This is a genomic window from Pseudoalteromonas sp. ABE4_541, from assembly GCF_056312285.1.
This window is the reverse complement of the sequence record NZ_JBSVEM010000011.1, coordinates 123,658-145,900: the sequence shown is the minus strand read 5'-3', so window position 1 is coordinate 145,900 and position 22,243 is coordinate 123,658. Positions and strand designations below refer to the sequence as shown.

Below are 22,243 nucleotides of genomic sequence, written 5' to 3'. Positions count from 1 at the left end.
AGTTTTGATAGCTCGCTATTACAAGTGGAAATAACGAAGAAAGTGAGCAAATTCGCTTATGTGCAGCTAAGGTTGATCATGCGTTGTCGAACTGAGAATCTAGGTAACGGCTTAAAGCGCCATACAAGTTATTCATATCTATTGGCTTTCCAATATGCGCAACAAATCCTTGCCGCAAATAGCGTTCGACATCTGCTGACATTACATTGGCTGTGAGCGCGATGATACGTATGTCTTTATTGATTTTACTTATTTCTCTTTGTGCTTCTACGCCGTCCATTACAGGCATTTGAATATCCATCAGGATTAAATCAAAGTTCTCTTGTTTGACTGCTTCTACTGCAAGTTTACCATTCTCTACCAGTGTTAAATCAGCTTGGGTGTCTTTGAGCATCGACTTAATCAGCATTTGGTTAATCGGGTTATCTTCAGCGACGAGTATTTTTTTACCGAGTAGCTCAGGTGCAATAACAGCTTTATGCGCTTGGGTAATGACGCTTTTATCTGATTTTTCTAATGGCAACACAACTTCAATAGTTGTGCCTTGACCTATTTGACTGTCTAAATGGATGGTACCACCCATGAGTTTTACGAGGCTTATGGTAATAGACATGCCTAAGCCAGTACCACCAAATTTTCGCGTAGTAGAGCTGTCGGCTTGTTCAAAACGCTCAAAGATCCGAGCTTGTGCTGTCTCGCTCATACCGATACCTGAATCTTTTACGCGGATACAGACCGCTTGCTTGTGCTCGTGTTCTATGCAGCTTAGTGTTATGTCGACACTGCCCTGTTCAGTAAACTTAACCGCATTTGATACTAAGTTGAGCAGTATTTGTTTCACTCGGACAATATCGCCAAGCCAGCCATCGATAAAGCTCTGATCAACAACATGAAGTAAGTTAATTCCTTTGTTACTTACCAAGGCATCGACGTCAAATTGAACTGATTTTACCACTTCAGAAAATAAGAAAGGTTGTTGCTCTAATTCTAGTTTGTTGTTTTCTATTTTTGAGTAATCAAGTATGTCGTTGATGAGAGTGAGTAGAGAATTGGCCGAAGATGACGCATTGGTAAGTATTGTTTTTAGGTCATCCGTCAGCGGCGTATTTTGTAATAGCTGTAGACCACCTAGTATAGCGTTCATTGGCGTGCGGATCTCGTGGCTCATGTTGGCCAAAAACTCACTTTTGGCGCGGTTGGCATCATCTGCTGCGAGTTTAGCTCGCTCTAACTCACGGATAGCATCTACTTTATCGGTGATGTCATAGTTAACACCAATGACTTTAAGTGCTTGACCATTGTCATCTCTAATAACTTCTGCGCTGGCTTTCATGGTTCTCACTTTGCCATCGGGATGAACCACCCGAAACTCAGGGTCATAAACGCCTTTGCCTTCGACAGCGTCGAATAACAGTGCTTTGGCGTGTTCAATATCATCTGGGTGCACGCTGTTTTCCCACGCTTCGTAAGCACCGGAAAAATCGACTTTAGCGATACCATATAGAGCGTACATCCAATCATCCCATATTAGCTCATTGGTATGTACATCCCATTCCCACACGCCAATGCCTGCAGAATCATTGGCTAACTGCATTCTGAACGCACTAAGTTCAGCTTCGTCTTTGGTAGCTTGTAGCTGCGTTTCAATGCGTTGTTGAGCGGATATGTCTTGAATAACAGACCAGATGTATTCTGTACCATCGCTTTTGGCGATTTTTACGCCGTGCAGTAAAACAGGGTAATTATGACCTTGTTTGTGTATGTACTCTTTTTTATACGGGCCATACCGCCCATCTTTAACAAGCTGCGCTAGTATCTGTTGTTCATTCTTTTCATAGGTTTTGGGTGTGAGTTGCCAATAATCCATGTTGTTAAGTTCATCTACATCATAGCCACTAAAGCGACTAAACTCATCGTTTACATATTCAAATACACCATCAGACAGGCGGTTAATGGCAATGCCGACTGGCGCTAAGTTGACGAACTGCTCAAACTTTTCTTTTTCTTCTAAGTAGGCTGATTGAAAATGTTCTATATCCGAGACGGCGTTTTCTAGTTGCGTTTGGGTTTCGCTCAGTTCACTAATGTCTCTACCAATAGCCAGAACGAGGTTTTTGTTTGCCAGCGGCAGTGCGGTCAGTGAAACCAAACACGGAAATGTTGAGTTATCAGAACGACTGTGGCGCCATTGAAATAATTGTGGCCCTTCGATAAAGGCTTTTTCGATGTATTCATTGGCCAGTTCTTCAGATAGCCGACCACAGGGTTGATATTTTGGAGATATGTCGGAGGGATACAAGTTTAAAAAATTTTCTTGAGTTCCGACATCATGAAGTGTCACGGCTGCTTGGTTGCACTCAATAAAGCGCCCCGTATCTAAATCTATGATTGACAGCGCATCGGCGGATACATCAAATAGTTTTTTATACTTTATTCGTTCGGTATTCGCTTGCGCTAGTTGGATTTCCAGCTGGTTAACCCTTTCTTCCAATTCTGTGAGTTTTTCTTGCATAGGTCCGTTAATTGTTTCAACTGGTTTCGCTAAGTATAGATGGAACTTGCCTTTTATTTATAGAGGATTTGTTGGTTTATTAAGGATTAAATTGCAGAATAGTCGAAGACAATGACCTCAACTATTCAACAGAAACGATTAACCCTTAAAAAACACCGTTGTCGTTACGAATTGTGCCACCGCTGATCAGTGAGTAAAAACGCATAAAGCCGTCTAGTGCTTGAATCGCATCCCAGTGCTCGACAATTCGCCCATCTTCAAGTCGCCACGTATCCATAATATTCATGCCCTTTTTATCGTTGCCTCTATCTTCTTTGTAAAGCGTGGCGTGAGAGTGAAACGTCACGAAATCACCATCGACCAAAATACGCTTAACATCGTAAGAGTATTCAGGGTAATCCGTGACAAAATCTTTTAAAAAATCGACTAGTCCAGCCATTTTGTCGGGCAGGTTGCGATTATGTTGCTTGTACTCGCTATTGTTGTATCTAGCCAGCACATACTCAAAGTTGTGGTTGTTCATTAGGTTTTGCACAAAATCTTTGATGATAAGCGCATTGTTTCGTTCTTGCTCTGTCCAGTTTGATTTTTGCATCGATTTAAAATCAATGTTTGGTGTATCTGTATCTTGCGCATTTGCGCCCACACTTATTAAAGCGAATAAGTAAAAGATGATGGCTTTAAACATAAATATTTCCTAAAATTACGATTGGTTACTAAGTGAGACTATGGTAATTATTAGTAACTAAGGTTGCAATTAGGTACCGAAATCTGCCCTAGGCACAAGTAAGTAACCTAGTTTCGATATATTTTTATACTTAACAATTGGTTGAGAGGAAATTGTGGTAGAAAAAAGCATCAAAGAAAGGCGAAAATTTAATAATGACGACACATGTCCAATCCGTAATGTAGTGGCTCAAATTGGGGATAAATGGTCAATGTTGATTTTATTTGCGTTAGTTGATGGCGCAGATCGGTTCAACTCTTTGAAGTCGAGAATATTAGGTATTTCACAACGGATGCTAACGCAAACGCTACGTGACTTGGAGCGAGAAGGTTACGTTAAAAGAACCGTATTCCCTGAAGTACCAGCGCGGGTAGAATATGAGCTAACAGCAATGGGCAAAGGTATCGTAAAGCCGCTGTATCAGCTAGTGAGCTGGGCTGATGAGCATCATGCAGCGATTAATAAGGCACGCAAAGTGTATGATAAAAAAATGCAATCGTGATCACAGAGTATGTGCATTAAACCAAAGTGATTATGTACTCTGAAAAGGGATTGGAATTTTATCAATAGCGATGGGGTTGTTTTCATTCACGATCACCAATTTATTTATGGTGATCGCAGTACCTTTATAAATGATAAAGCGATACATAATCCACCCACGTTTTTATTCAGGCCAACAATCATACTGAGCGTGAATACAATAAAGCATTTAGAAATATAGTGTCATTAGCCAAACTTCCATTAAATTTACATTCATTTTCAATGAGCTATAGCACCTGCTAAGTTTTTGTGGACGGTTACTGCAGTGATTGAGTTATGCTACGCCAATCTTGATTTTTGTTATATTATAACATATCTTTTGCTGGTGGTTGAGAGCGAATGTAGCGGACGCTAACCCTCAGTCGCAGTAATTTAAACTGCTAGATAGAGCTATATCACTATGCCAAACAAAAGAAATCTATTACCGGTTACTGTGCTTTCAGGCTTTTTGGGCGCGGGAAAAACAACGGTATTGAATCACATTTTAAACAACCGAGATGGGTTAAAGGTTGCTGTTATTGTGAATGATATGAGTGAGATTAATATTGATGCAACGACAGTCAAAAATGAGATAACACTGAACCGTGCACAAGAGAAACTTGTAGAAATGAGCAATGGCTGCATTTGCTGTACATTACGAGAAGATCTGTTGGAAGAAGTGAATCGTTTAGCCAAAGCAGGAAAGTATGATTATCTAGTGATTGAGTCTACGGGGATTTCTGAACCCTTACCAGTTGCTGAAACTTTTACTTTCGCAGATGAAGATGGTGTTAGCTTGTCTGATATCGCCACGCTGGACACCATGGTTACGGTGGTGGATGCCGTGAATTTTTTAAATGACTATGAACAAGCACAGTACCTGCAAGATGTCGGTGAAAGTTTAGGTGAAGAGGACGAGCGAAGCGTTGCTGATTTGCTGGTTGAGCAGATCGAGTTTGCAGATGTGTTGTTACTCAGTAAAACAGATCTTGTGTCAGAACAAGCGCTTGAGCGACTAAAAGTCATCTTAAAAACGTTAAATACAGACGCACAGCAAATAGCGATACAACATGGAAAAGTTTCTATCAAAGCCATTTTAAATACCAAAAAGTTCAGTTTTGAAAAGGCGCAACAAGCGCCGGGCTGGCTAAAAGAAATGCGCGGCGAACACATTCCTGAAACTCAAGAATACGGTATCAGTAGTTTTACATTTTGTGCAAGGCGTCCATTTCACCCTCAAAAGTTTTATGACTTTTTACATAGCAAAGAAATAGCAGGTAAGTTGATCCGCTCAAAAGGCTTCTTTTGGTTAGCAACGCGGCCTCAGTTTGCTGGTAGCTGGAATCAAGCGGGTGGGATTGCAAGATATGGTGCCGCGGGGTTATTTTGGCATGCTGTGCCAAAAGCGCAATGGCCCGATGACCCTGAGTATCTTGCGTCGATTGAAGCACAATGGGTTGAGCCATTTGGAGATATGCGTCAAGAGTTGGTGTTTATAGGGCAAGGCCTAGACAACCAGGCGATTATAAGTACGTTAAATAATTGTTTGTTGTCGAGCGAAGAGCTGGCGCTAGGAAAAGATGAATGGGCAAAGCTACCTGATCCATTTCCTCTGTGGGAGTATTGATATGGCTTGTGTTCAAAAATCAAGACAACAAAGTTGGTCATCTGGCTCATCACCTCAATCACTTACGCACATTGGCGCGCAAGATATCAGTGTTGCTATTTGGCAGCGTGATATAAACACCGATATTACAGGCTATTTTGACGAAGTATTTGACGTACTTGGGTTAGGCGTTCGTAGTGTATTTAATATGGAATCTTTCAAAGAGCACTTAGACTCGGCATTGCCCACAGGTACTGGTAAGTTGGCTGCGATTGAAGACATTTATCTGCTTTGCGACATGCTGACTTGTCTGTTTGGCTGTAGCAGCGTGGGTCTGCGTTTAGCGCCGTTATCGAGCGCGATGTGTCCTAAACTCCACGTTGATCAAATACCTGTAAGGTTGGTAAATACGTACTTAGGAAAGGGCACTCAATGGCTACCAAATGAAATGTTGAGTGCATACGCAAATACGGGTGAGGTTGAGCTAAAAACTGCCGTACATCACGGGTATTATAATGAACAAAGTATTTGTCAGCTCAATGCCTTTGATGTTGCATTATTAAAAGGCAGTGCGTGGCAAGAAGGGCATGAACATATGGCCGCAATCCATCGTTCGTGTCAGGTTGAGCCTAAAGCAAAAAGAGTGTTACTTACCTTAGATCCCATATAGTTTTTTCACTCGTCTATTGTTTGGATTTCAACTCGCCAGTTTACTATAGGGTGGTGAGTTGAATTATCGCTTTGTCTTTTCTTCGTCACTTATATAGGCTGGCAACTCATTGTTGTCTCAGGAAGTTGCGGGTTTGTCCTAGTCTGCTTCACTTCTATGTAAAAGCGTCTTACAATAGCGACGTTTTTTATTCGAGATACTTATGTTTAAACCATTGTCAAAATTACTGTTTTTAGTAACTGTTTTAATTGCCTTTACAGGGCAAGCAATGGCTTATCACTTTATGTCATCGAATAACGCAATCGCTGTTCTACAGACAAAAGTACAAACACAAAGTGTTGCTAATCACCACACAGAATCCGAACAGTTACAAGACAGTGATGATTGTTGTCAGGTTGAGTGCTGTGAGAATGACTGTATTTGTCCTGCGAATGCATGTGTTTCTTTTGTTTATTTACATACGAATTTTTTTCTTTCAGAGTCTTTGTTTTTAAGCGAGCCGTTGCAGTCGTATGCAACAAAAGGCACGTACTTTATTGCCTCAAACCCCTATCGGCCACCAATTCACTCCTCGAAGTTCATTTTTCCATAGCGAAACAACTATTAATGAGCTGCGAGCATGTCGTGGCTTTGAGCATTAATCGAGGTGAAAATGCTGAATAAATATTCAAAAATAGCACTTGCTGTGCTATTAGCCCCTTCCATGTCTTTTGCTGGTCAAGGGGAACATCATGATGACCATCATGAACATAAAGAGCAAAACATTGAAAAGATCCAAGTAACTGCATCACGACTTGGTCGAATTGTCGCGGAGTCGGCAACCCGTACAGAGATAATCAATGCTGAAGAAATCCAAGAAAAAGCCCTAATGAGACCGGGTAATATCTCTATGTTGGTTGCCGAGACTGGGGGAGTGCGGGTGCAAAATACCTCTCCAGCATTAGGCAGCGCCAATATTCGATTACAAAGTTTGTATGGTCGTTACACACAGTTACTGAGCGATGGTTTGCCTTTGTATGGAGGCCAAACCGCATCAATTGGCTTATTGCAAATACCACCTACCGATCTGGCTAATGTTGAAATTATTAAAGGTGCAGCATCATCACTTTATGGGGGCTCTGCGCTGGGTGGTGTGATTAACTTAATTTCTCGTACGCCATCAGATGAATTTGAAGGCGAAGTGTTATTAAATACCACATCAAAACATGGACAAGACATAACAACATATTTGGCCTCGCCAATTAATAGTGCGACAAGTGCATCGATCACCGCAGGCATACATAATCAAGCGCAACAAGATTTAGATCATGACGGTTGGATTGATGTGGCCAAGTTTCAGCGAGCGACTGTTCGCCCACGGCTATATTGGGAAGGTGAAGCGGGAGCTAATTTATATGTGACTCTAGGCGCAATGCGAGAAGAGCGTGAAGGTGGGACCAAAGAAGGCGCGATAGTACCCGATGGCCGCTCATTTATGCAGAACCAAGATTCGCAGCGATTTGATGGTGGTTTTATTTTTGATCAATCACTCAATGAAGTGCTAAATCTAAATGTGCGTGGCTCTGCCATGCATCAAGCGCATGATCATGTTTATGGCTCGGTTGAAGAAAACGATACCCATGAAAGCTATTTACTTGAATCGAGCATCTCGGGGTACAGTGACACAACCGCTTGGCTTATCGGTGTTGCTTATCAATCAGACAGTTTTGACTCTGAAGATTTTTCCGAGTTTAACTATCGTTATCAAGTTCCCGGGTTGTTCTCGCAAATCAATTATGAAGTCAGTGATGATACAGCCTTATCACTTAGCGCACGTACTGATTGGCACAGCGAGTATGGTACGCAATTTAGTCCACGTATGTCGATGTTGTATCATCCCGAAAACTGGACTGTGCGTGGCTCATATGGGCAAGGTTTTTTTGCGCCAACGCCGTTCATTGAAGACATTGAAGATGCTGGACTGTCTAGGTTAGCACCGTTAGACAAGCTAAAAGAGGAGCAGGCAACTACAGCATCGATTGATGTGAGTTATGTTTTTGACGGTTTTGAAGCAAGTATGACGTTGTTTGCCTCTGATGTAGATAATGTCACGGAACTTGCGTTATTGAGCCCAAATGAAGCGCTCTCTGGTAAACAGGTACGTATTGTCAATGCATTAGGTGAAAGTGAAATTCGTGGTGCCGAATTACTGCTTCGCTATCGCTGGCATGACCTAAAAATGACAGGGAGCTATTTGTATACCGATGCCACCAAGCAAAACCAAATGGGAATGGGTCGAGAGGCGCTACCGCTGACACCAAAACACAGCGCAGGTGCGGTCATTATGTGGGAAGAGCATGGGAGTCACTTGCTCGGCTTTGAGGCCTATTATACGGGAACACAACGGCTTGAGGGCAACCCATATCGAGAGCGAAGCGACGCTTATTGGCACTTAGGACTGCTTGGACAAATTACCATTGGCAACATAAGCTACTTTTTAAATGCTGAAAATCTGCTTAATGTGCGTCAGACCAAAGAAGAGTCCATATTGTTACCTGAGCAAGCAGCTAGTGGACGTTGGACCACGGATATTTGGTCACGCAATGATGGCTTTACAGTGAATGCAGGCATTCGACTGCAATTTGGCCATTAAAAGACAAGCGAGGGGATGAGGAGGTCGTTTTTACCTCCTTTTATTGTGTGCTACAACATCATCCGGTTGCCGCAGGCTGTGGCGTCCGTTATTGCGCTTTTAACACATAGATCTCGCCATCGAAACTGCCTTGGATGGTGAGGCCTTGCCCTGCCAGCTCTTTTAGGTAATCAATATGATCTTGCATGATATGCTGGCCCGGTACCAACAGAGGAATACCGGGTGGGTAAGGCGTGACTAACCCTGCACAAATGCGATTATTGGCCTTACCGATAGGCACGGATTCTCGCTCGCCATAGAACGCATCGCTTTGAATGCACGCCAAATCAATCGCGGGTAAATTCTCAGGTAAGCGTGAGCGACGAGTTGATTTTGATAGCTTTACCTTACCGCTGTCGAGTTTTCTCAGAGCGTTGTACAAACGAATGATCTTAGAACGCGTGCCACCGAGTGTCAGTAAAACTAAAATGGTGCTATGGGTATATTTTTCTATTTCCAGTCCAATTTCGTCCAATAGGAATTTATGAATGTCTTTTAATGAGTAAGGCAGTTCGCTTATGTCGATAAGAATTTTGAGCGGATCATGGCCCATGTTATCGCCACTAAAGTGTGGAAATATCTCTATAAAGTCTTGTTTAGAGAGCACTTTAATATGCTTGAGAGAAGCCATTTGTTACTTAAATTCGTCCACATGATTCAACAAGGCATTGAGCAACTTATAACCTTCCATCTCCAACTGCTTTTGGCACATATCAAGCGACGCAATGAGCGATATTTGGGCGATGTGCTGGCGTAAATGCTGTAAATTTCCCGGAAAAAGTCGGCATCGAAATCAGGGTCGTTGATATGAATGTAAGACGCTTGAGAAAATGCTGAAACGACTTTATGTGCCGAATGAGTGACATAGTCAGCGCCAGCATGAATGGTCGAGTAATAGCGTAAACTGGGGTGGAACAGCGAGTAAGCAAACCAAGCTTCGTCAATAAACACCTTAATGCCATGCTGATGGGCAAAGTCGACCACTTGTTTCAAATCGCTCAGCAGGCCATCGTAAGTACACCCCGCGAGCACTAATAATTTGGCATCGGTATTTTGCTCAATCGCGTGCTTGATATCGGCCAATGACGGTGGCGCGAATATGCCATATTTAGGATTTAAAATACTCGATAAATAAATAGGGAAACTGGCTGATTGCAAAATGCCATAGTGCACAGATTTATGGCAATTGCGGTCGATGATCACTTTGTCGCCCTTGCGAAGTAGTGTTTGCAAAATGATTTTATTCGAGGTGGACGAACCGTTCGTCACAAAATATGTGCGCTTAACTTCAAATGTTGCCGCAGCAGACTCTTGAGCGCGACCAATGGTGTTAGTGCTGTCAGACAATGAACCCAATGAATCTACTGATACCGACAAGTCACCAACAAATACATTGCGACCATAAAATTGATAAAAATCTTTGATGCAAGGCGAGTTTCTAAAGCTCGAACCACCGCTGTGACCGGGTGTATGCCACGAGTCGTTCGCTTCGCCCACATAACTACGATAGGCGGTCCAAAATGGCGTTTCAGAGCGGTCATCAAAGTCGTTGATCATGTAGCCTAAAATTGCTTCAGGGTCGGAGAACACTTCACCTTTAAAGAAGAAAGACTCAATTTCCTCCGACTCACTAACTATTTCAAGCCCTTTGGTGTCATCGCCAATAACATACACTGGCAGCTCGATACGAATGCTTTTTAACTGATCAATAAAGCGACTATAGGCTCGCTCTCCACTTTTGTTGTGTATATCCCAACTCAGCACCACTGCCTGAATATCACCATCCTCCGTGACATGCTCCAAGGCCTTAGAGAGGTCGAGACATTCAATGATATCGATATGAATATCTTCCCGTTCAAAGTTCGGAATTGTTTTTACAAATTAGTTGAAAGCGCTTGTAAAACCGATGGCTCTTGTTCAATTAACAAGATACGAAGAATAGGTAACATAACGATGGTCGCATTAAAATTAATAGACTTTCAGTAGCATAAACAAAGTGTTGATATTTGTGAAATCAATACTTTGAAAATGTTCCATTCATTGTACTTTTAGCAGGATGGCTGTTTTGCGTCCCTTGATTTAGACACTGCTTGAGGCAAGTAATTGTTGGCTAAAATTAGACGCAGGAGCAAAAAGCCAACGGTTATTTGCCCTACTGATTTGGCTTGTTAGCTACACATTTACTCAAAAACTGATTTATTATTAGAATAAAAGCGATAATAGGCTGAGTGCAAAGGTGTTTTTTGAGTTTCACACCAATAAACTTCTATTAGTGTACTCATTGTATCTATATCACTTTCTTGACCAAAAACGTTAACAAGTGGCTTTTTTACTTTTTTCTCAACAAATGATTCTATGGCTTTCTGAGCGCGTTTTTGAGCCTGAGTATGCAAAGCGGTCTTAGCCTCATTGCCAACTGACATTGCATCCCCACAGGTGATTACTTCTGATCCATAAGCAAAGTTAGAACAGATAAGAGCAAATAAAATTGAAATATAATTCATAGTTTTCCTGTGTAGCTAGCAGCTTAATAGCTCCCAAAGTGGTGTGTTTAAACACACTAAAGTGTCGAATATTATGTTCAACCAATTTGGGAACTAGGTGACTTTGTGTTTAATCAATAGGTTTGAGATTAGCGTAAATTACTTGTATGGACAAAGCACCAAAACACTGAGCGGGAATAATATATGACAATATCGAGAATATGATAAAAGTGACTGGTGCTTTAAAAGACGCTTTACAATCCGCTTGTCACCCCATCTCGGCACTTAACGGCCGTACATTGGAATGTAATTTCACTGTGCTGTTAACTTATGTCGGGTAGCGCGGCTTTGCCACTTAACTAACCTACACTCATGCATTTGTAGGTTGGAAAAGCTGAAGGCGCCTTCCAACAATCTAATGCTTGGTAATTATAAGCACCAATGGCAAAGACTTACAAAGGTTGAAACAACCGCATCGCTCCGCCTTTTCTTTAAACTCGCTCAAGTCTTGAATGAGGCATGAACCGCATTTCGGCTTGCGAGCTGTACATACGTATCGACCGTGAAGAATGAGCCAGTGGTGAACGTCTACTTTAAACTCTTTGGCACGACCTTTTCGAGTTTTTCTCCCTTTTAACGATATCTTTGCCCGTGGCAAATTTGGTGCAGTTGGAAACACGAAAAATGTGGGCGCGATGGCGATGGTCAGCCACCCAAAAAAATGATGATAGTACGAAGAGTAACCCGACTTACCGCGTTATTTGAATGTTTTTCACCCAAAACATAACCACAATCAAAAAATAACAGATTGATTTGTTTTAACATTATTGCAATAATTGAATGGATTGTTATATTTTTTAAGGAGTAAACGTGAAAATTAAATTAAAAAAGAAAAAATTAAAAACATTGAGTGCTGATAAGGAAGTAAATCATTTAGAAACCCAGAGAATCGCTGGAGGCAATCAAAATAGGTCTATTTCTTGGACATCGAAAGATGTTCTTTGCTATACAACTTCTTTGAATTGCCCACACCTTAGATAACAATAAGGTGACTGTGCATGGCCCTTTTGGGTCATTTAATGCCAGTCAGTTAAGTTGACTGGCATTGATAGAATTATGCACATATATCGAACATAATCACAACTCGCTTTTATATGAACAAATTTGGGCTATCGTATAGAGGTAATATCAAACAATTGGTTTTTTCCTACTGTCTTGACGATTCAAATGTAGCACTCAAGTGTGCACTCTAAATGGCATTGTGCCTATCGCTTACTTCATTAGCCAGATATTAAATGTCAGTCTTTTCTTTAAACTCACACAAGTCTTCAATCAAACAAGAGCCGCATTTTGGCTTGCGAGCGGTGCACACATAGCGGCCGTGTAAAATTAGCCAGTGGTGAACGTCTACTTTAAACTCTTTCGGTACGACCTTTTCAAGCTTCTTTTCTACTTCAACCACGTCTTTGCCCATGGCAAACTTGGTGCGGTTAGAAACGCGAAAAATGTGGGTGTCAACGGCGATTGTCGGCCAGCCGAAAGCGGTGTTAAGTACCACATTAGCGGTTTTACGGCCAACCCCAGGTAGGGCTTCAAGCGCTTCTCGGTTTTCGGGTACTTCGCTGTTGTGCTTGTCAACTAAGATTTGGCACATTTTGTAGACGTTATTGGCTTTAGAATTAAATAAACCAATGGTTTTGATGTAATCACGTAGGCCTTCTAAACCAAGGTCTAAAATACCTTGGGGTGTATTGGCCACGGGGAATAATTTACGAGTGGCTTTGTTTACGCCTACATCAGTGGCTTGCGCTGATAGCGTGACAGCAACAAGCAACTCGAAAGGGGAGCTGTATTCCAGCTCCGTTTCAGGGTGTGGGTTGTCATCGCGCAGGCGCGTGAGTATTTCTATACGTTTGGCTTTATTCATACTGTTATTGTTTTTAGTTAAGCTAAGCTGGTGACACGTGCTCTAGGCGCTTTTTCAGTGTCTTCTACAGGTGCGGCATTGGCTTTAATGCGCGCATCAATCATATTCTTTGCGGCGATAAGTAAGCCCATGCCTAAGAACGCACCGGGTGGTAAAATGGCCACCAAAAATTGGCTATCAAAGCTAAAAATCTCTATACGTAGGCTCGCGGCCCAAGAGCCGAGCAGTAAATCGGCACCGTCAAATAGGGTACCTTGACCAATTAGCTCTCGCATTGAGCCAAGTACTACGAGTACTGCCGTAAAGCCCAAGCCCATCGTGATGCCATCCCAAGCCGATAGCAGTGCATTATTCTTTGATGCAAATGCTTCCGCACGGCCAATAATGGCACAGTTGGTCACAATCAAAGGGATAAAGATGCCAAGCGCTTGATATAAGCCGAAGGTATACGCGTTCATCAGTAGCTGGATCACGGTTACAAATGCCGCAATGATCATCACAAATACCGGGATACGAATGTCTTTAGGCACCCACTGGCGAACAAGCGACACCGTAATGTTTGAACCCACAAGCACTAATAAGGTCGCGATGCCTAAACCAAGGGCGTTGGTGATGGTGCTGGTTACCGCAAGTAATGGGCAAAGGCCAAGTAGCTGAACAAGGGCAGGGTTATTGGTCCACATGCCATCTTTAAACAGGGTTTTCATATCACTCATAGTGCATCTCCGTCACACTCATTTGCCCGTGCAAATAAGGTCTCAAAGTTTTCTTGGGCATACAGGGTGGCTCGTTTTACAGAGCCAACAACGGCGCGAGGGGTAATGGTTGCGCCAGTAAACTGATCAAATTGACCGCCATCTTTTTTCACTGCAAAATGGCTGGCATTTTCCTTACTGACCTTTGTGCCGTTAAATGTCAGCATCCATTGCGATTTAGCAAGCTCAACTTTATCGCCCAGTCCTGGCGTTTCTTTGTGACGAGTAACGCGTACACCTGCAATATGCCCGTCTGCTTTCACTGCGGTTAAAATATCAATATTACCGCTGTAGCCACGAGGTGTAATGTGGCGCAGCAACAAGGCGGAGGGTTGACCATTTTTCATCGCGCGATAAATAATATGCGGCCCATTAGGCCCAAGTTCAGGTGCGTTACTGCGAATGCAATCTAAGTAAAGCTTATTGTCGTATTCGTCCTGCGGTAGAACTTGAGAGAGCAACTGCATCAGGTTTTGTTTTTCATTGACGGCGATTCTATCGGCGGTCATTGAGTGGATCAACGCAACACCACCAGTACTTGCCAGTGCAAATATGGCCAGTAAGGCACCATTTTTATACATAGATTGTGCAATCATTTCGCTGCTCCTTGCCCGTATGTACGTGGCTGAGTGTAATGATCAATCAAAGGGACGGCCATATTCATGAGTAGTACCGCAAAAGCCACAGCATCAGGGTAGCCGCCATAGTTGCGAATAACATAGACCAACAAACCGATACATGCACCATAAATTAATCGGCCTTTATTGGTTGTGGAGGCAGATACCGGATCGGTGGCGATAAAGAACGCGCCCAGCATAGTTGCCCCGCTAAGTAGGTGGAAAATACTCCCTGCATGAGAACCCGGCGATGCAATAAAGCCGATAGCCGCGCAAAACGCCAAACTGGCTAACATCGCCACTGGAATATGCCAATTGATCACTTTGCTTTTGATTAAATATAAACCGCCTGCTAAAAAAGCAAGATTTACCCATAGCCATCCAATACCAGCATATTCACCAAATTGAGCACCACTCATAGCTTCTGACACCGTCAGGTTTTGCGATACGGCGGTTTTCACTTCATCCAGCGGTGTGGCCATGGTTGTGCCGTCAATAGAGGATGTTGCCTGTAAGATGTCTTTTCCGCTATTAGTCACTTCGAAGAACACGAGCGAGAGTTGATCGGCAATGCTCAGGGGCTCAGCAATAAACTGGCTGACCGGCACCCAGTTAGTCATTTGCACAGGAAAAGAAATAAGGAGTAAAACATAGGCTGCCATAGCTGGATTAAACAAGTTAAATCCTAAGCCGCCATAAAGTTGTTTCACCATTGAAATCGCAAAAGTGGTACCGATGACAATGATCCACCAAGGTGCTAAAGGTGGAATACTAATGGCTAATAACACGGCTGTTAGCCAAGCGCTGCCATCACTTAAGGCAGGCCACACAGAGCGGTTACGCACTTTGAGCATAAAGGCTTCGGTTAGGCTTGCAACAATAAGTGCTAAACAAAGTTGGATAATGACGCCAAGTCCAAAAAAGTAAACTTGCGCGATAATGCCCGGAATACATGCAGCGATGACAGTAAGCATGAGCTTGCTAACGCTTTTATGGCTGTGATTATGGGGCGATGAGGCCATGGTTAGTTTCATGACGGATCATTTCCTTCTTGTTCTTTTGCTTGCTTTTTGGCTTTAGCCTTAGCTATTGCCGCTTTAATCGCCGCTTGTTTCTTTTGTTCAGGCGTCATTTGTGCAGGAGCTAACGACTCATCTGTATTCGCAGGTGCAGTATCATCCTGCTTGCTTTGTTCATCCTGCTTGCTTTGTTCATCCTGAACAGTGTCTTGCTCTGCCTGTTTTGCCGCTTTTTTCGCTTTGGCGCGCGCGATGGCCGCAGCTACAGCGGCCTTTCGTGGGTCTTCGGGCGTGTCAGTTTGTTGCTCTTCAACCGACTTGGGCCGCTCTGGCTCATCCGTTGCTTGTTCAGCCTTTGCAGCTTTCTTTGCTTTTGCTCTGGCAATTGCGGCTGCAACTGCGGCCTTGCGTGGATCGTCAACTGTGTCAGCGTCTTGAGCTGTTGCATGCTCCGGCTCATCCGTTGCTTGCTCGGCCTGTTTCGCAGCCTTTTTGGCTTTGGCACGAGCAATTGCTGCTGCAACTGCAGCCTTGCGTGGATCATCGCTGGTATTATTGTCTTGCTCAACTGCTTGTTTCTGCTCATCTGCTGTTGACTCATCTTGTTGAGCGGCTTTTTTGGCTTTGGCACGAGCAATTGCTGCGGCAACAGCGGCCTTTTTAGGGTCTTGAGTGCTATCAGCGCTGTTCGACTGCGTGCTATTTTCTTCGGCTTGCGCCGCTTTTTTGGCTTTAGCACGGGCAATAGCTTGCGCGACTGCATCTTTCTTATCGGAGGCAGGCTCATTACTGGTTTGTTTTTGCTCTTTGTATTGACGCGCTTGCTCTTTACGTTTTGCTCTTTCTAATGCAACTTCGCTGTTATCCGGCTCTAAGCTGCCATCGGCGGCTTTTTTCGCTTTAGCCCGTTCTATGGCAGCTTGTACCGCTGATTTATCGCCTTGCTTTTGTTTTACGCGGGCGAGGGCATCGGCCACCTTGGCTTTTTCAGCATCAGGCTTCGCCGCGCGAGATGGGCTGCGCTTATGTCTGTTTTGACGTTCTTCTTGCTCTTTTTCAAGGCGTTCTTTGCGCGCTTCAAAGCGCTCTTTCGCGCGCTCAGCCTTTATTTGATCCAGTTTTTGTTCACGGATCTGCGCTTTTGCAACGCGGTAATATTGCACAAGAGGAATTTCACTTGGGCAAACGTAAGAACAAGCACCGCACTCAATACAATCGAATAGGTTGTACTCTTCAAGTTTTTCAAACTCTTTACTTTTTGCAAACCATTGCAGTTGCTGCGGTAACAGGGTTTGCGGACATGCGTCAGCGCATGCACTACAACGAATACAGGCTTTTTCTTCTCCAGGGTCTGCCAATTCTTGGTGATCTGGTGCCAATACACAGTTAGTGGTTTTCACTACCGGAATGCGCACGGTGGGTAGTGTAAAGCCCATCATCGGGCCGCCCATTACAACGCGCTGTTCAGCAACGGGTGTAAAGCCTTGGCTATCCAGTAAGTGTTTAATTTCAGTGCCAATCAAAGCCCAGACATTTTGTTTTTGAGTAATGGTATTACCCGTGACGGTCACGACACGCTCAATCAGTGGCTTACCTTTGATGATGGCTTCACTGATGGCAAAAAGTGTTCCCACATTCTGTACTAACACACCAATATCGGCTGGGATCCCTGCGCTAGGGACTTCTTTTGATGTGAGTATGCGAATAAGCTGCTTTTCACCGCCCGATGGATATTTGGTAGGTACTGAGCGCACGAGCAGGGCATTGTTGTGTGCACAGGCTTGTTGCATCGCGGCGATGGCTTCAGGTTTATTGTCTTCAATGCCGATGAGCACCCGTTTTGGCTGTAACAGCTGCTGCATAATTTCAATGCCTTGCACAATGTCTTTGGCATGCTCACGCATTAATAAATCGTCAGCGGTGATATAGGGCTCACACTCAACACCGTTAACAATCAGGTATTCAATCGGCTGGTGGCTGTCTGCTTTTACATAAGTTGGGAAGCCTGCACCACCCATACCTGCAATACCGGCGTCATGTAAAATATCAACAAGCTGTTGGTGACTTAATGTGGTGATATCTTCAACGGGATTGAGTTCACACCAAGTGTCGTTACCATCAGGCGTAATGATCACGCTTAACTCTGGTAATGCAGAAGGATGCGCTGATGGCATAGGCTTGATGTCAATCACTTGCCCTGAAGTAGGGGCGTGAACGGGCAACGACCAGTTGCCACTAGGCTTGGTTAGCGGCTGACCTTTCAGTACATTATCACCAATGTTTACCAGTAACTGTCCATTTGCGCCAATGTGCTGCTTTAATGGCAGTACGATTTTTTCAGGTATGGGTAAACGCGCAATGGGTAACTGATTAGACAAGAATTTTTGTTCAGGTGGGTGTATGCCGCCTGGAAACTGCCACAGGGTGCCTCGCTCAATTTGTTCGAGTAACGGATCCACTTAAACCTCTTAATCTATCTGTTTTACGGCAATGGCGTCTAGTTGCCATTTCCAAGTTTGTTTGGTTTGCTCAACGGGCAGCATGTCGATACAGTCGACCGGGCATGGATCGACACAGAGATCGCACCCTGTACATTCAGCTTCAATAACCGTGTGCATTTGCCTAGTCGCACCCACAATGGCATCAACCGGACAGGCTTGAATACATTTAGTGCAACCAATACATTCATCCTCGCGAATATAGGCTACGGTTTTGATTGGTTCAGCTTGTTGCTCTCCACCAATTGGTTTGGGGTCGACGCCCATTAGGTCGGCGAGCTTTTTCATGGTTGCTTCGCCGCCTGGCGGACATTTGTTTATGTCATCGCCATTGGCTATGGCCTCCGCATATGGGCGACAGCCTGGATAACCACACTGTCCACATTGTGTTTGCGGTAAAATAGCGTCTACTTGCTCGACGATTGGATCGCCTTCAACCTTATATTTGATTGCGGCGTATCCGAGGAGTAGACCAAAAATAAGCGCCAGTGAGCCTAGCGCGATCAAAGCATAAAATACGGTCATGACTACAACTTCACCAATCCTGTAAAGCCCATAAAGGCGAGTGACATTAATCCAGCAGTGATCATTGCTATCGATGCCCCTTTAAATGGGGTGGGTACATCGGCAGCTGCAAGGCGTTCTCGCATCGCTGCAAATAAAACAATGACCAAAGAAAAACCAACTGCAGCTCCGAAGCCAAATACGGCTGAGCCAATGAAGGTGTGGTCGTTGTTGATATTCAGTAGTGCAACACCTAAAACGGCGCAGTTGGTGGTGATAAGCGGCAAGAAAATACCAAGTAAACGATACAGGGTAGGGCTGGTTTTACGCACCACCATTTCAGTAAATTGCACCACAACAGCAATGACTAAAATGAAGCTCATAGTTCTTAAAAAAGTGAGATCAAGCGGCAGTAAAATATATTGATAGACTAAATAACTGACAACCGAAGCGAGTGTGAGTACAAACGTGGTTGCCAAAGACATACCTACAGCAGTATCGAGCTTGCCAGATACGCCCATAAATGGACACAGCCCCAAAAATTTTACCAGCACAAAGTTGTTGACTAGCACCGTGCCAATAAGCAGCATGATATATTCGGTCATTACAGTCCTAAGGTGATTGAGTAAGGTGCGCTAAATGTTGGTAATTTTAACAAGTTTTCATCGTTAGGTCATAGTAAAAATAAAAACTACTGAGCTTTACCTTTGCGTAATTGCTTAGATTTGTTGACACTTTCAAACGATGTTCAGAGTTTTAGATAGGCAGGGGGATTTGTTGGTGCCCCCCGCTCAAATTCATAGGATTAGATTTCTTTCGGTTTTTCGATGTAATAGCCTTGTACACCATCTAAACATAAGGTTTCCACAATATGTTTTTCTTCTTGTGTTTCAACACCTTCTGCGAAAACATTAACACCGATTCTATGCGCTAAATCAACCATTAGACGCATAAAGTACTGATTGTTTTTGTCTTCTTCTAAACCTCGAGTGTAGCTGGCATCCATTTTTATAAAATCAGGCTTTAAGTCTCTAAAGAACTTAAATGAGGTTAGGCCAACACCAAATCGTTCTACAGTGACGCGGGCGCCAACACGGTGAACCATATCGATAAAGCGTTTACTTGCTTTGATATTCTGCTGTAAACCAAACTCGCTAACCTCAAATACCAGTTTTGACGCAATATTGGCATCTTTTAATAAGCGACGTTCAAGCCAGATCACAAACTGATCACTGTGAGCACTTGAAGCTGTCACATTGATACCAAAATATTTTTCAGTAAAGTTACGAGTTTTAATCAATTCTAGCGATGTATCTATAATAAGCCTATCAATGTCGATAGCCATTTCTAACTTTTCAGCCATGGCTAAGAAAGAGGCTGTGGGCAACATTTGATTTTCTTCGGTTTTAAAGCGGGCTTGGATCTCGGCGTAAGCCTTGGTGTTTTTACCAACAGGCATGATGTTTTGCATCATCAATGCAACACGCTTTGAGCTGATCACTTCGGTGATCACTTTACGCCAGTTTTGATTACCAAATCCTGCGCCTACGTTGTTAACTAAATCAGATTCACGCTGAATGTGCCATGCATTCGCTTGTTTACTTTGCGCCATGCTCATTGCGTTATCAACAATGGATAATACCTCACCAAGTGGCTTGCCTGTTTCATAAGGCACAATGCCAGTGTTGGCCACGGAGCTTAACTCTTGGTTTTGTTGGAACTGAGTAAAGCGCGCTTGTAGGGTTTCACCAAAATGTTCTGCCTCTTTTGAAGGTACGTTTGGTAAAATAACCGCAAAATCTGAGCTGTTTAACCGAAAGGTTTGACTGGCGGTGTAAGTACCGCTGACATGTTTGATGATATCAGACACAGACTTAATATATTCGTCACCTTTTTGGTAGCCACGAGTTTGGTTAATGATTTGCAATTCACTACAACGCACCATGGCGAGGCTGCCAAATGCTTTCTTTGTAGATGATTCAACATGATGCTCATAATATTCAACAAACATGTTTCTGTTACCTAGGCCAGTGATAACATCCTTATAGGCTTCTTGTTTAATGCTTTGCGCAGCACTTTTTATATCGTGCTCTTTGCTTTTTAGGAAATGCGCCAAGCGCTTAAAAGAAGGGGTGAGATCGGCACCCAAAGACTGCATTTCTTCTGTATCAAATTCACTGTCAATGTTATTGCTGGCCTGGTTGCGAGTGATATATACATCTACTGCGTCGGCAACCGTCGTGCTTACATTACGGATCAACCTTTGATAAATGACACGCATATAAAAGATGGGTATAAATGCAAGCAGGGCAGTAACAGCGAACGTTAATAACATGGCCTGTTGCAGCAATTGGCCTTGGCTTTGCGCATTAATAACAAACTCAATTTTGATGTCTTTGCTTTTATTCACAGCAAATTGTGGTCGTACGGCATTAATAAACGACTCTATAATTTGTGCTAGCAAAGGCAGGGGATCTGGTTCACTAATGTTGAGAATAGTTTCGCCACTAAAATCTCTAACAATAAATGTAGAAAACACGTTGCCATCATCAAGAGCTGCCTGAATATGCTGAGGCGTTACCTCAGCCATGGTTTTGTCTTCGATGTAGTGCGTAACCATTGATTGGGCGCTTTGCTGGGCTGTGCTTATGGCTGAATCAAAGCTAGCCGCAAAAAATAGTATGCCTAAAAATGAAAACACCAACCAAGAAAAAAATTGTAATAGTACAAGCTTTTTAAAACTAGCCATTATTTAGCCATCAATTTATCTGTGAATGAGGTAAGAAAGTTACCTTAAATCAAACTACTTTTGTTTGTATTCAAGCAGTTATAGAGTAGTGCAAAAGCGTGAGAAAGTCTATATTAATATGATATTGGCTCCCCCTCCCCGACTCGAACGGGGGACCTGCGGATTAACAGTCCGTCGCTCTAACCAACTGAGCTAAGGGGGAGCAATAATAAAGAAATGTAGTAATTTGGCTCCCCCTCCCCGACTCGAACGGGGGACCTGCGGATTAACAGTCCGTCGCTCTAACCAACTGAGCTAAGGGGGAACAATTACTAAAACGATTTGGCTCCCCCTCCCCGACTCGAACGGGGGACCTGCGGATTAACAGTCCGTCGCTCTAACCAACTGAGCTAAGGGGGAATCGTTTTTATCAAGAAACTTGGCTCCCCCTCCCCGACTCGAACGGGGGACCTGCGGATTAACAGTCCGTCGCTCTAACCAACTGAGCTAAGGGGGAAGCGTGTGTCTCTCAACGGGGCGAAATATTAATGACCCCATTGCAAGGTGTCAACAAATAAAACGTCATAAAATTAAAAAACTGTGTCATTCGCTGCTTTTATACTCGATTTGTTGAAATTTATTCCAAAAAGATTGGCTTTGGCGGGTGCTTATAGTGAATTTCAATCAAAGCAGAAAACTGCTAGGGAATACAAAAAGTGTAATAAATAAGCATTTAAGCTAGAAATTGGACGAACTGTAATTTTTTTGTGCTTTTCTTTTCGATCAATATGACCGTTATTTGATCCAGATAAAAAGATCGCGCATCAATGGGCTATTTTTATTGCTCATCATCGAGGTTGTAGGGGAGGTTAGGCTTATTTATTACGGGTTATTTGCATATATTTTCCCTTTTTTATAATTAACCCTTTAAAAACATGGGTTTATTATTTTGTTCTTATTTTCTGAATAAAGTTGTCTCTAGCTTGGGTTAGGACTTTGTTCCAATA

Annotated in this window: 17 protein-coding genes, 4 tRNA genes and 2 pseudogenes; 6 read left to right on the top strand and 17 right to left on the bottom strand. The window is 43.3% G+C overall.

Annotated elements, in window-relative coordinates; all coding sequences use genetic code 11:
• Nucleotides 1-76: 76 nt before the first annotated feature.
• Both ACW689_RS12600 and ACW689_RS12595 read right to left on the bottom strand, forming a co-directional pair.
• Nucleotides 77-2,512, bottom strand: coding sequence for a PAS domain-containing hybrid sensor histidine kinase/response regulator (locus ACW689_RS12600; protein WP_476291838.1), 2,436 nt, complete (start codon nt 2,510-2,512; stop codon nt 77-79).
• A gap of 145 nt (nt 2,513-2,657) precedes the next feature.
• Nucleotides 2,658-3,200 (bottom strand): nuclear transport factor 2 family protein, encoded by a 543-nt coding sequence (locus tag ACW689_RS12595; RefSeq protein WP_476291836.1) that lies wholly within the window; start codon nt 3,198-3,200, stop codon nt 2,658-2,660.
• Nucleotides 3,201-3,354: 154 nt separating this feature from the next.
• Here ACW689_RS12595 and ACW689_RS12590 point away from each other — a divergent pair, with 154 nt between their 5' ends.
• The 5 genes from ACW689_RS12590 (at nt 3,355) to ACW689_RS12570 (ending at nt 8,666) form a co-directional block, all read left to right on the top strand.
• Nucleotides 3,355-3,741, top strand: coding sequence for a winged helix-turn-helix transcriptional regulator (locus ACW689_RS12590; RefSeq protein WP_476291834.1), 387 nt, complete (start codon nt 3,355-3,357; stop codon nt 3,739-3,741).
• A 438-nt stretch (nt 3,742-4,179) separates the two neighbouring features.
• Nucleotides 4,180-5,385, top strand: coding sequence for a zinc metallochaperone GTPase ZigA (zigA, locus tag ACW689_RS12585; protein WP_476291832.1), 1,206 nt, complete (start codon nt 4,180-4,182; stop codon nt 5,383-5,385).
• A 1-nt stretch (nt 5,386) separates the two neighbouring features.
• Entirely contained in the window at nt 5,387-6,034 is a 648-nt protein-coding gene (locus ACW689_RS12580) for a DUF1826 domain-containing protein (protein WP_476291830.1), read from the top strand.
• 202 nt (nt 6,035-6,236) lie between these two features.
• Nucleotides 6,237-6,626, top strand: a complete 390-nt coding sequence (locus tag ACW689_RS12575; RefSeq protein ID WP_476291828.1) for a hypothetical protein — start codon at nt 6,237-6,239, stop codon at nt 6,624-6,626.
• Between the two features lie 60 nt (nt 6,627-6,686).
• Nucleotides 6,687-8,666 (top strand): TonB-dependent receptor plug domain-containing protein, encoded by a 1,980-nt coding sequence (locus ACW689_RS12570; RefSeq protein ID WP_476291826.1) that lies wholly within the window; start codon nt 6,687-6,689, stop codon nt 8,664-8,666.
• An 88-nt stretch (nt 8,667-8,754) separates the two neighbouring features.
• Here the strand turns inward: ACW689_RS12570 and ACW689_RS12565 are convergent.
• The 3 genes and pseudogenes from ACW689_RS12565 to ACW689_RS12555 all read right to left on the bottom strand — a co-directional run.
• Nucleotides 8,755-10,654 (bottom strand): annotated as a pseudogene (locus ACW689_RS12565) (aminotransferase class I/II-fold pyridoxal phosphate-dependent enzyme).
• A 231-nt stretch (nt 10,655-10,885) separates the two neighbouring features.
• The gene (locus ACW689_RS12560; protein WP_476291824.1) at nt 10,886-11,209 is read right to left on the bottom strand and encodes a hypothetical protein; all 324 of its coding nucleotides are present in this window, start codon (nt 11,207-11,209) and stop codon (nt 10,886-10,888) included.
• A 457-nt stretch (nt 11,210-11,666) separates the two neighbouring features.
• Nucleotides 11,667-11,906 (bottom strand): annotated as a pseudogene (locus tag ACW689_RS12555) (endonuclease III); the annotation flags it as partial.
• A gap of 152 nt (nt 11,907-12,058) precedes the next feature.
• Between ACW689_RS12555 and ACW689_RS12550 the strand changes: the two are divergent.
• Entirely contained in the window at nt 12,059-12,229 is a 171-nt protein-coding gene (locus ACW689_RS12550; protein ID WP_476291822.1) for a hypothetical protein, read from the top strand.
• A 250-nt stretch (nt 12,230-12,479) separates the two neighbouring features.
• Here the strand turns inward: ACW689_RS12550 and nth are convergent, their stop codons facing one another.
• The 12 genes from nth to ACW689_RS12490 form a co-directional block, all read right to left on the bottom strand.
• Complete coding sequence (gene nth / locus ACW689_RS12545; protein ID WP_476291820.1) at nt 12,480-13,115, bottom strand: endonuclease III; 636 nt, start codon at nt 13,113-13,115, stop codon at nt 12,480-12,482.
• 17 nt (nt 13,116-13,132) lie between these two features.
• Nucleotides 13,133-13,831 carry an electron transport complex subunit E gene (locus ACW689_RS12540; protein ID WP_476291818.1) on the bottom strand — a complete coding sequence of 233 codons (699 nt, stop codon included), beginning with the start codon at nt 13,829-13,831 and terminating at the stop codon, nt 13,133-13,135.
• A complete protein-coding gene (gene rsxG / locus ACW689_RS12535) occupies nt 13,828-14,466 on the bottom strand; it encodes an electron transport complex subunit RsxG (RefSeq protein ID WP_476291816.1) in 639 nt (212 codons plus the stop codon). Before rsxG ends, ACW689_RS12540 begins: the two co-directional genes overlap by 4 nt.
• A complete protein-coding gene (rsxD, locus tag ACW689_RS12530; RefSeq protein WP_476291814.1) occupies nt 14,463-15,521 on the bottom strand; it encodes an electron transport complex subunit RsxD in 1,059 nt (352 codons plus the stop codon). The genes rsxG and rsxD overlap by 4 nt, the downstream gene beginning before the upstream one ends.
• Nucleotides 15,518-17,965: an electron transport complex subunit RsxC gene (gene rsxC, locus ACW689_RS12525; RefSeq protein WP_476291812.1), complete on the bottom strand. Its 2,448-nt coding sequence runs from the start codon at nt 17,963-17,965 to the stop codon at nt 15,518-15,520. Before rsxC ends, rsxD begins: the two co-directional genes overlap by 4 nt.
• Before the next feature lie 9 nt (nt 17,966-17,974).
• On the bottom strand, nt 17,975-18,529 hold the full coding sequence (gene rsxB, locus ACW689_RS12520; RefSeq protein ID WP_476291810.1) for an electron transport complex subunit RsxB: 555 nt from the start codon (nt 18,527-18,529) through the stop codon (nt 17,975-17,977).
• A 2-nt stretch (nt 18,530-18,531) separates the two neighbouring features.
• On the bottom strand, nt 18,532-19,113 hold the full coding sequence (gene rsxA / locus ACW689_RS12515; protein ID WP_476291808.1) for an electron transport complex subunit RsxA: 582 nt from the start codon (nt 19,111-19,113) through the stop codon (nt 18,532-18,534).
• A 200-nt stretch (nt 19,114-19,313) separates the two neighbouring features.
• Entirely contained in the window at nt 19,314-21,257 is a 1,944-nt protein-coding gene (locus ACW689_RS12510; RefSeq protein ID WP_476291806.1) for an EAL domain-containing protein, read from the bottom strand.
• A gap of 125 nt (nt 21,258-21,382) precedes the next feature.
• Nucleotides 21,383-21,459 (bottom strand) — tRNA-Asn (locus ACW689_RS12505).
• Nucleotides 21,460-21,484: 25 nt separating this feature from the next.
• Nucleotides 21,485-21,561, bottom strand: a tRNA-Asn gene (locus ACW689_RS12500).
• Nucleotides 21,562-21,579: 18 nt separating this feature from the next.
• Nucleotides 21,580-21,656 (bottom strand) — tRNA-Asn (locus tag ACW689_RS12495).
• A gap of 20 nt (nt 21,657-21,676) precedes the next feature.
• Nucleotides 21,677-21,753, bottom strand: a tRNA-Asn gene (locus ACW689_RS12490).
• Between the last annotated feature and the right edge of the window lie 490 nt (nt 21,754-22,243).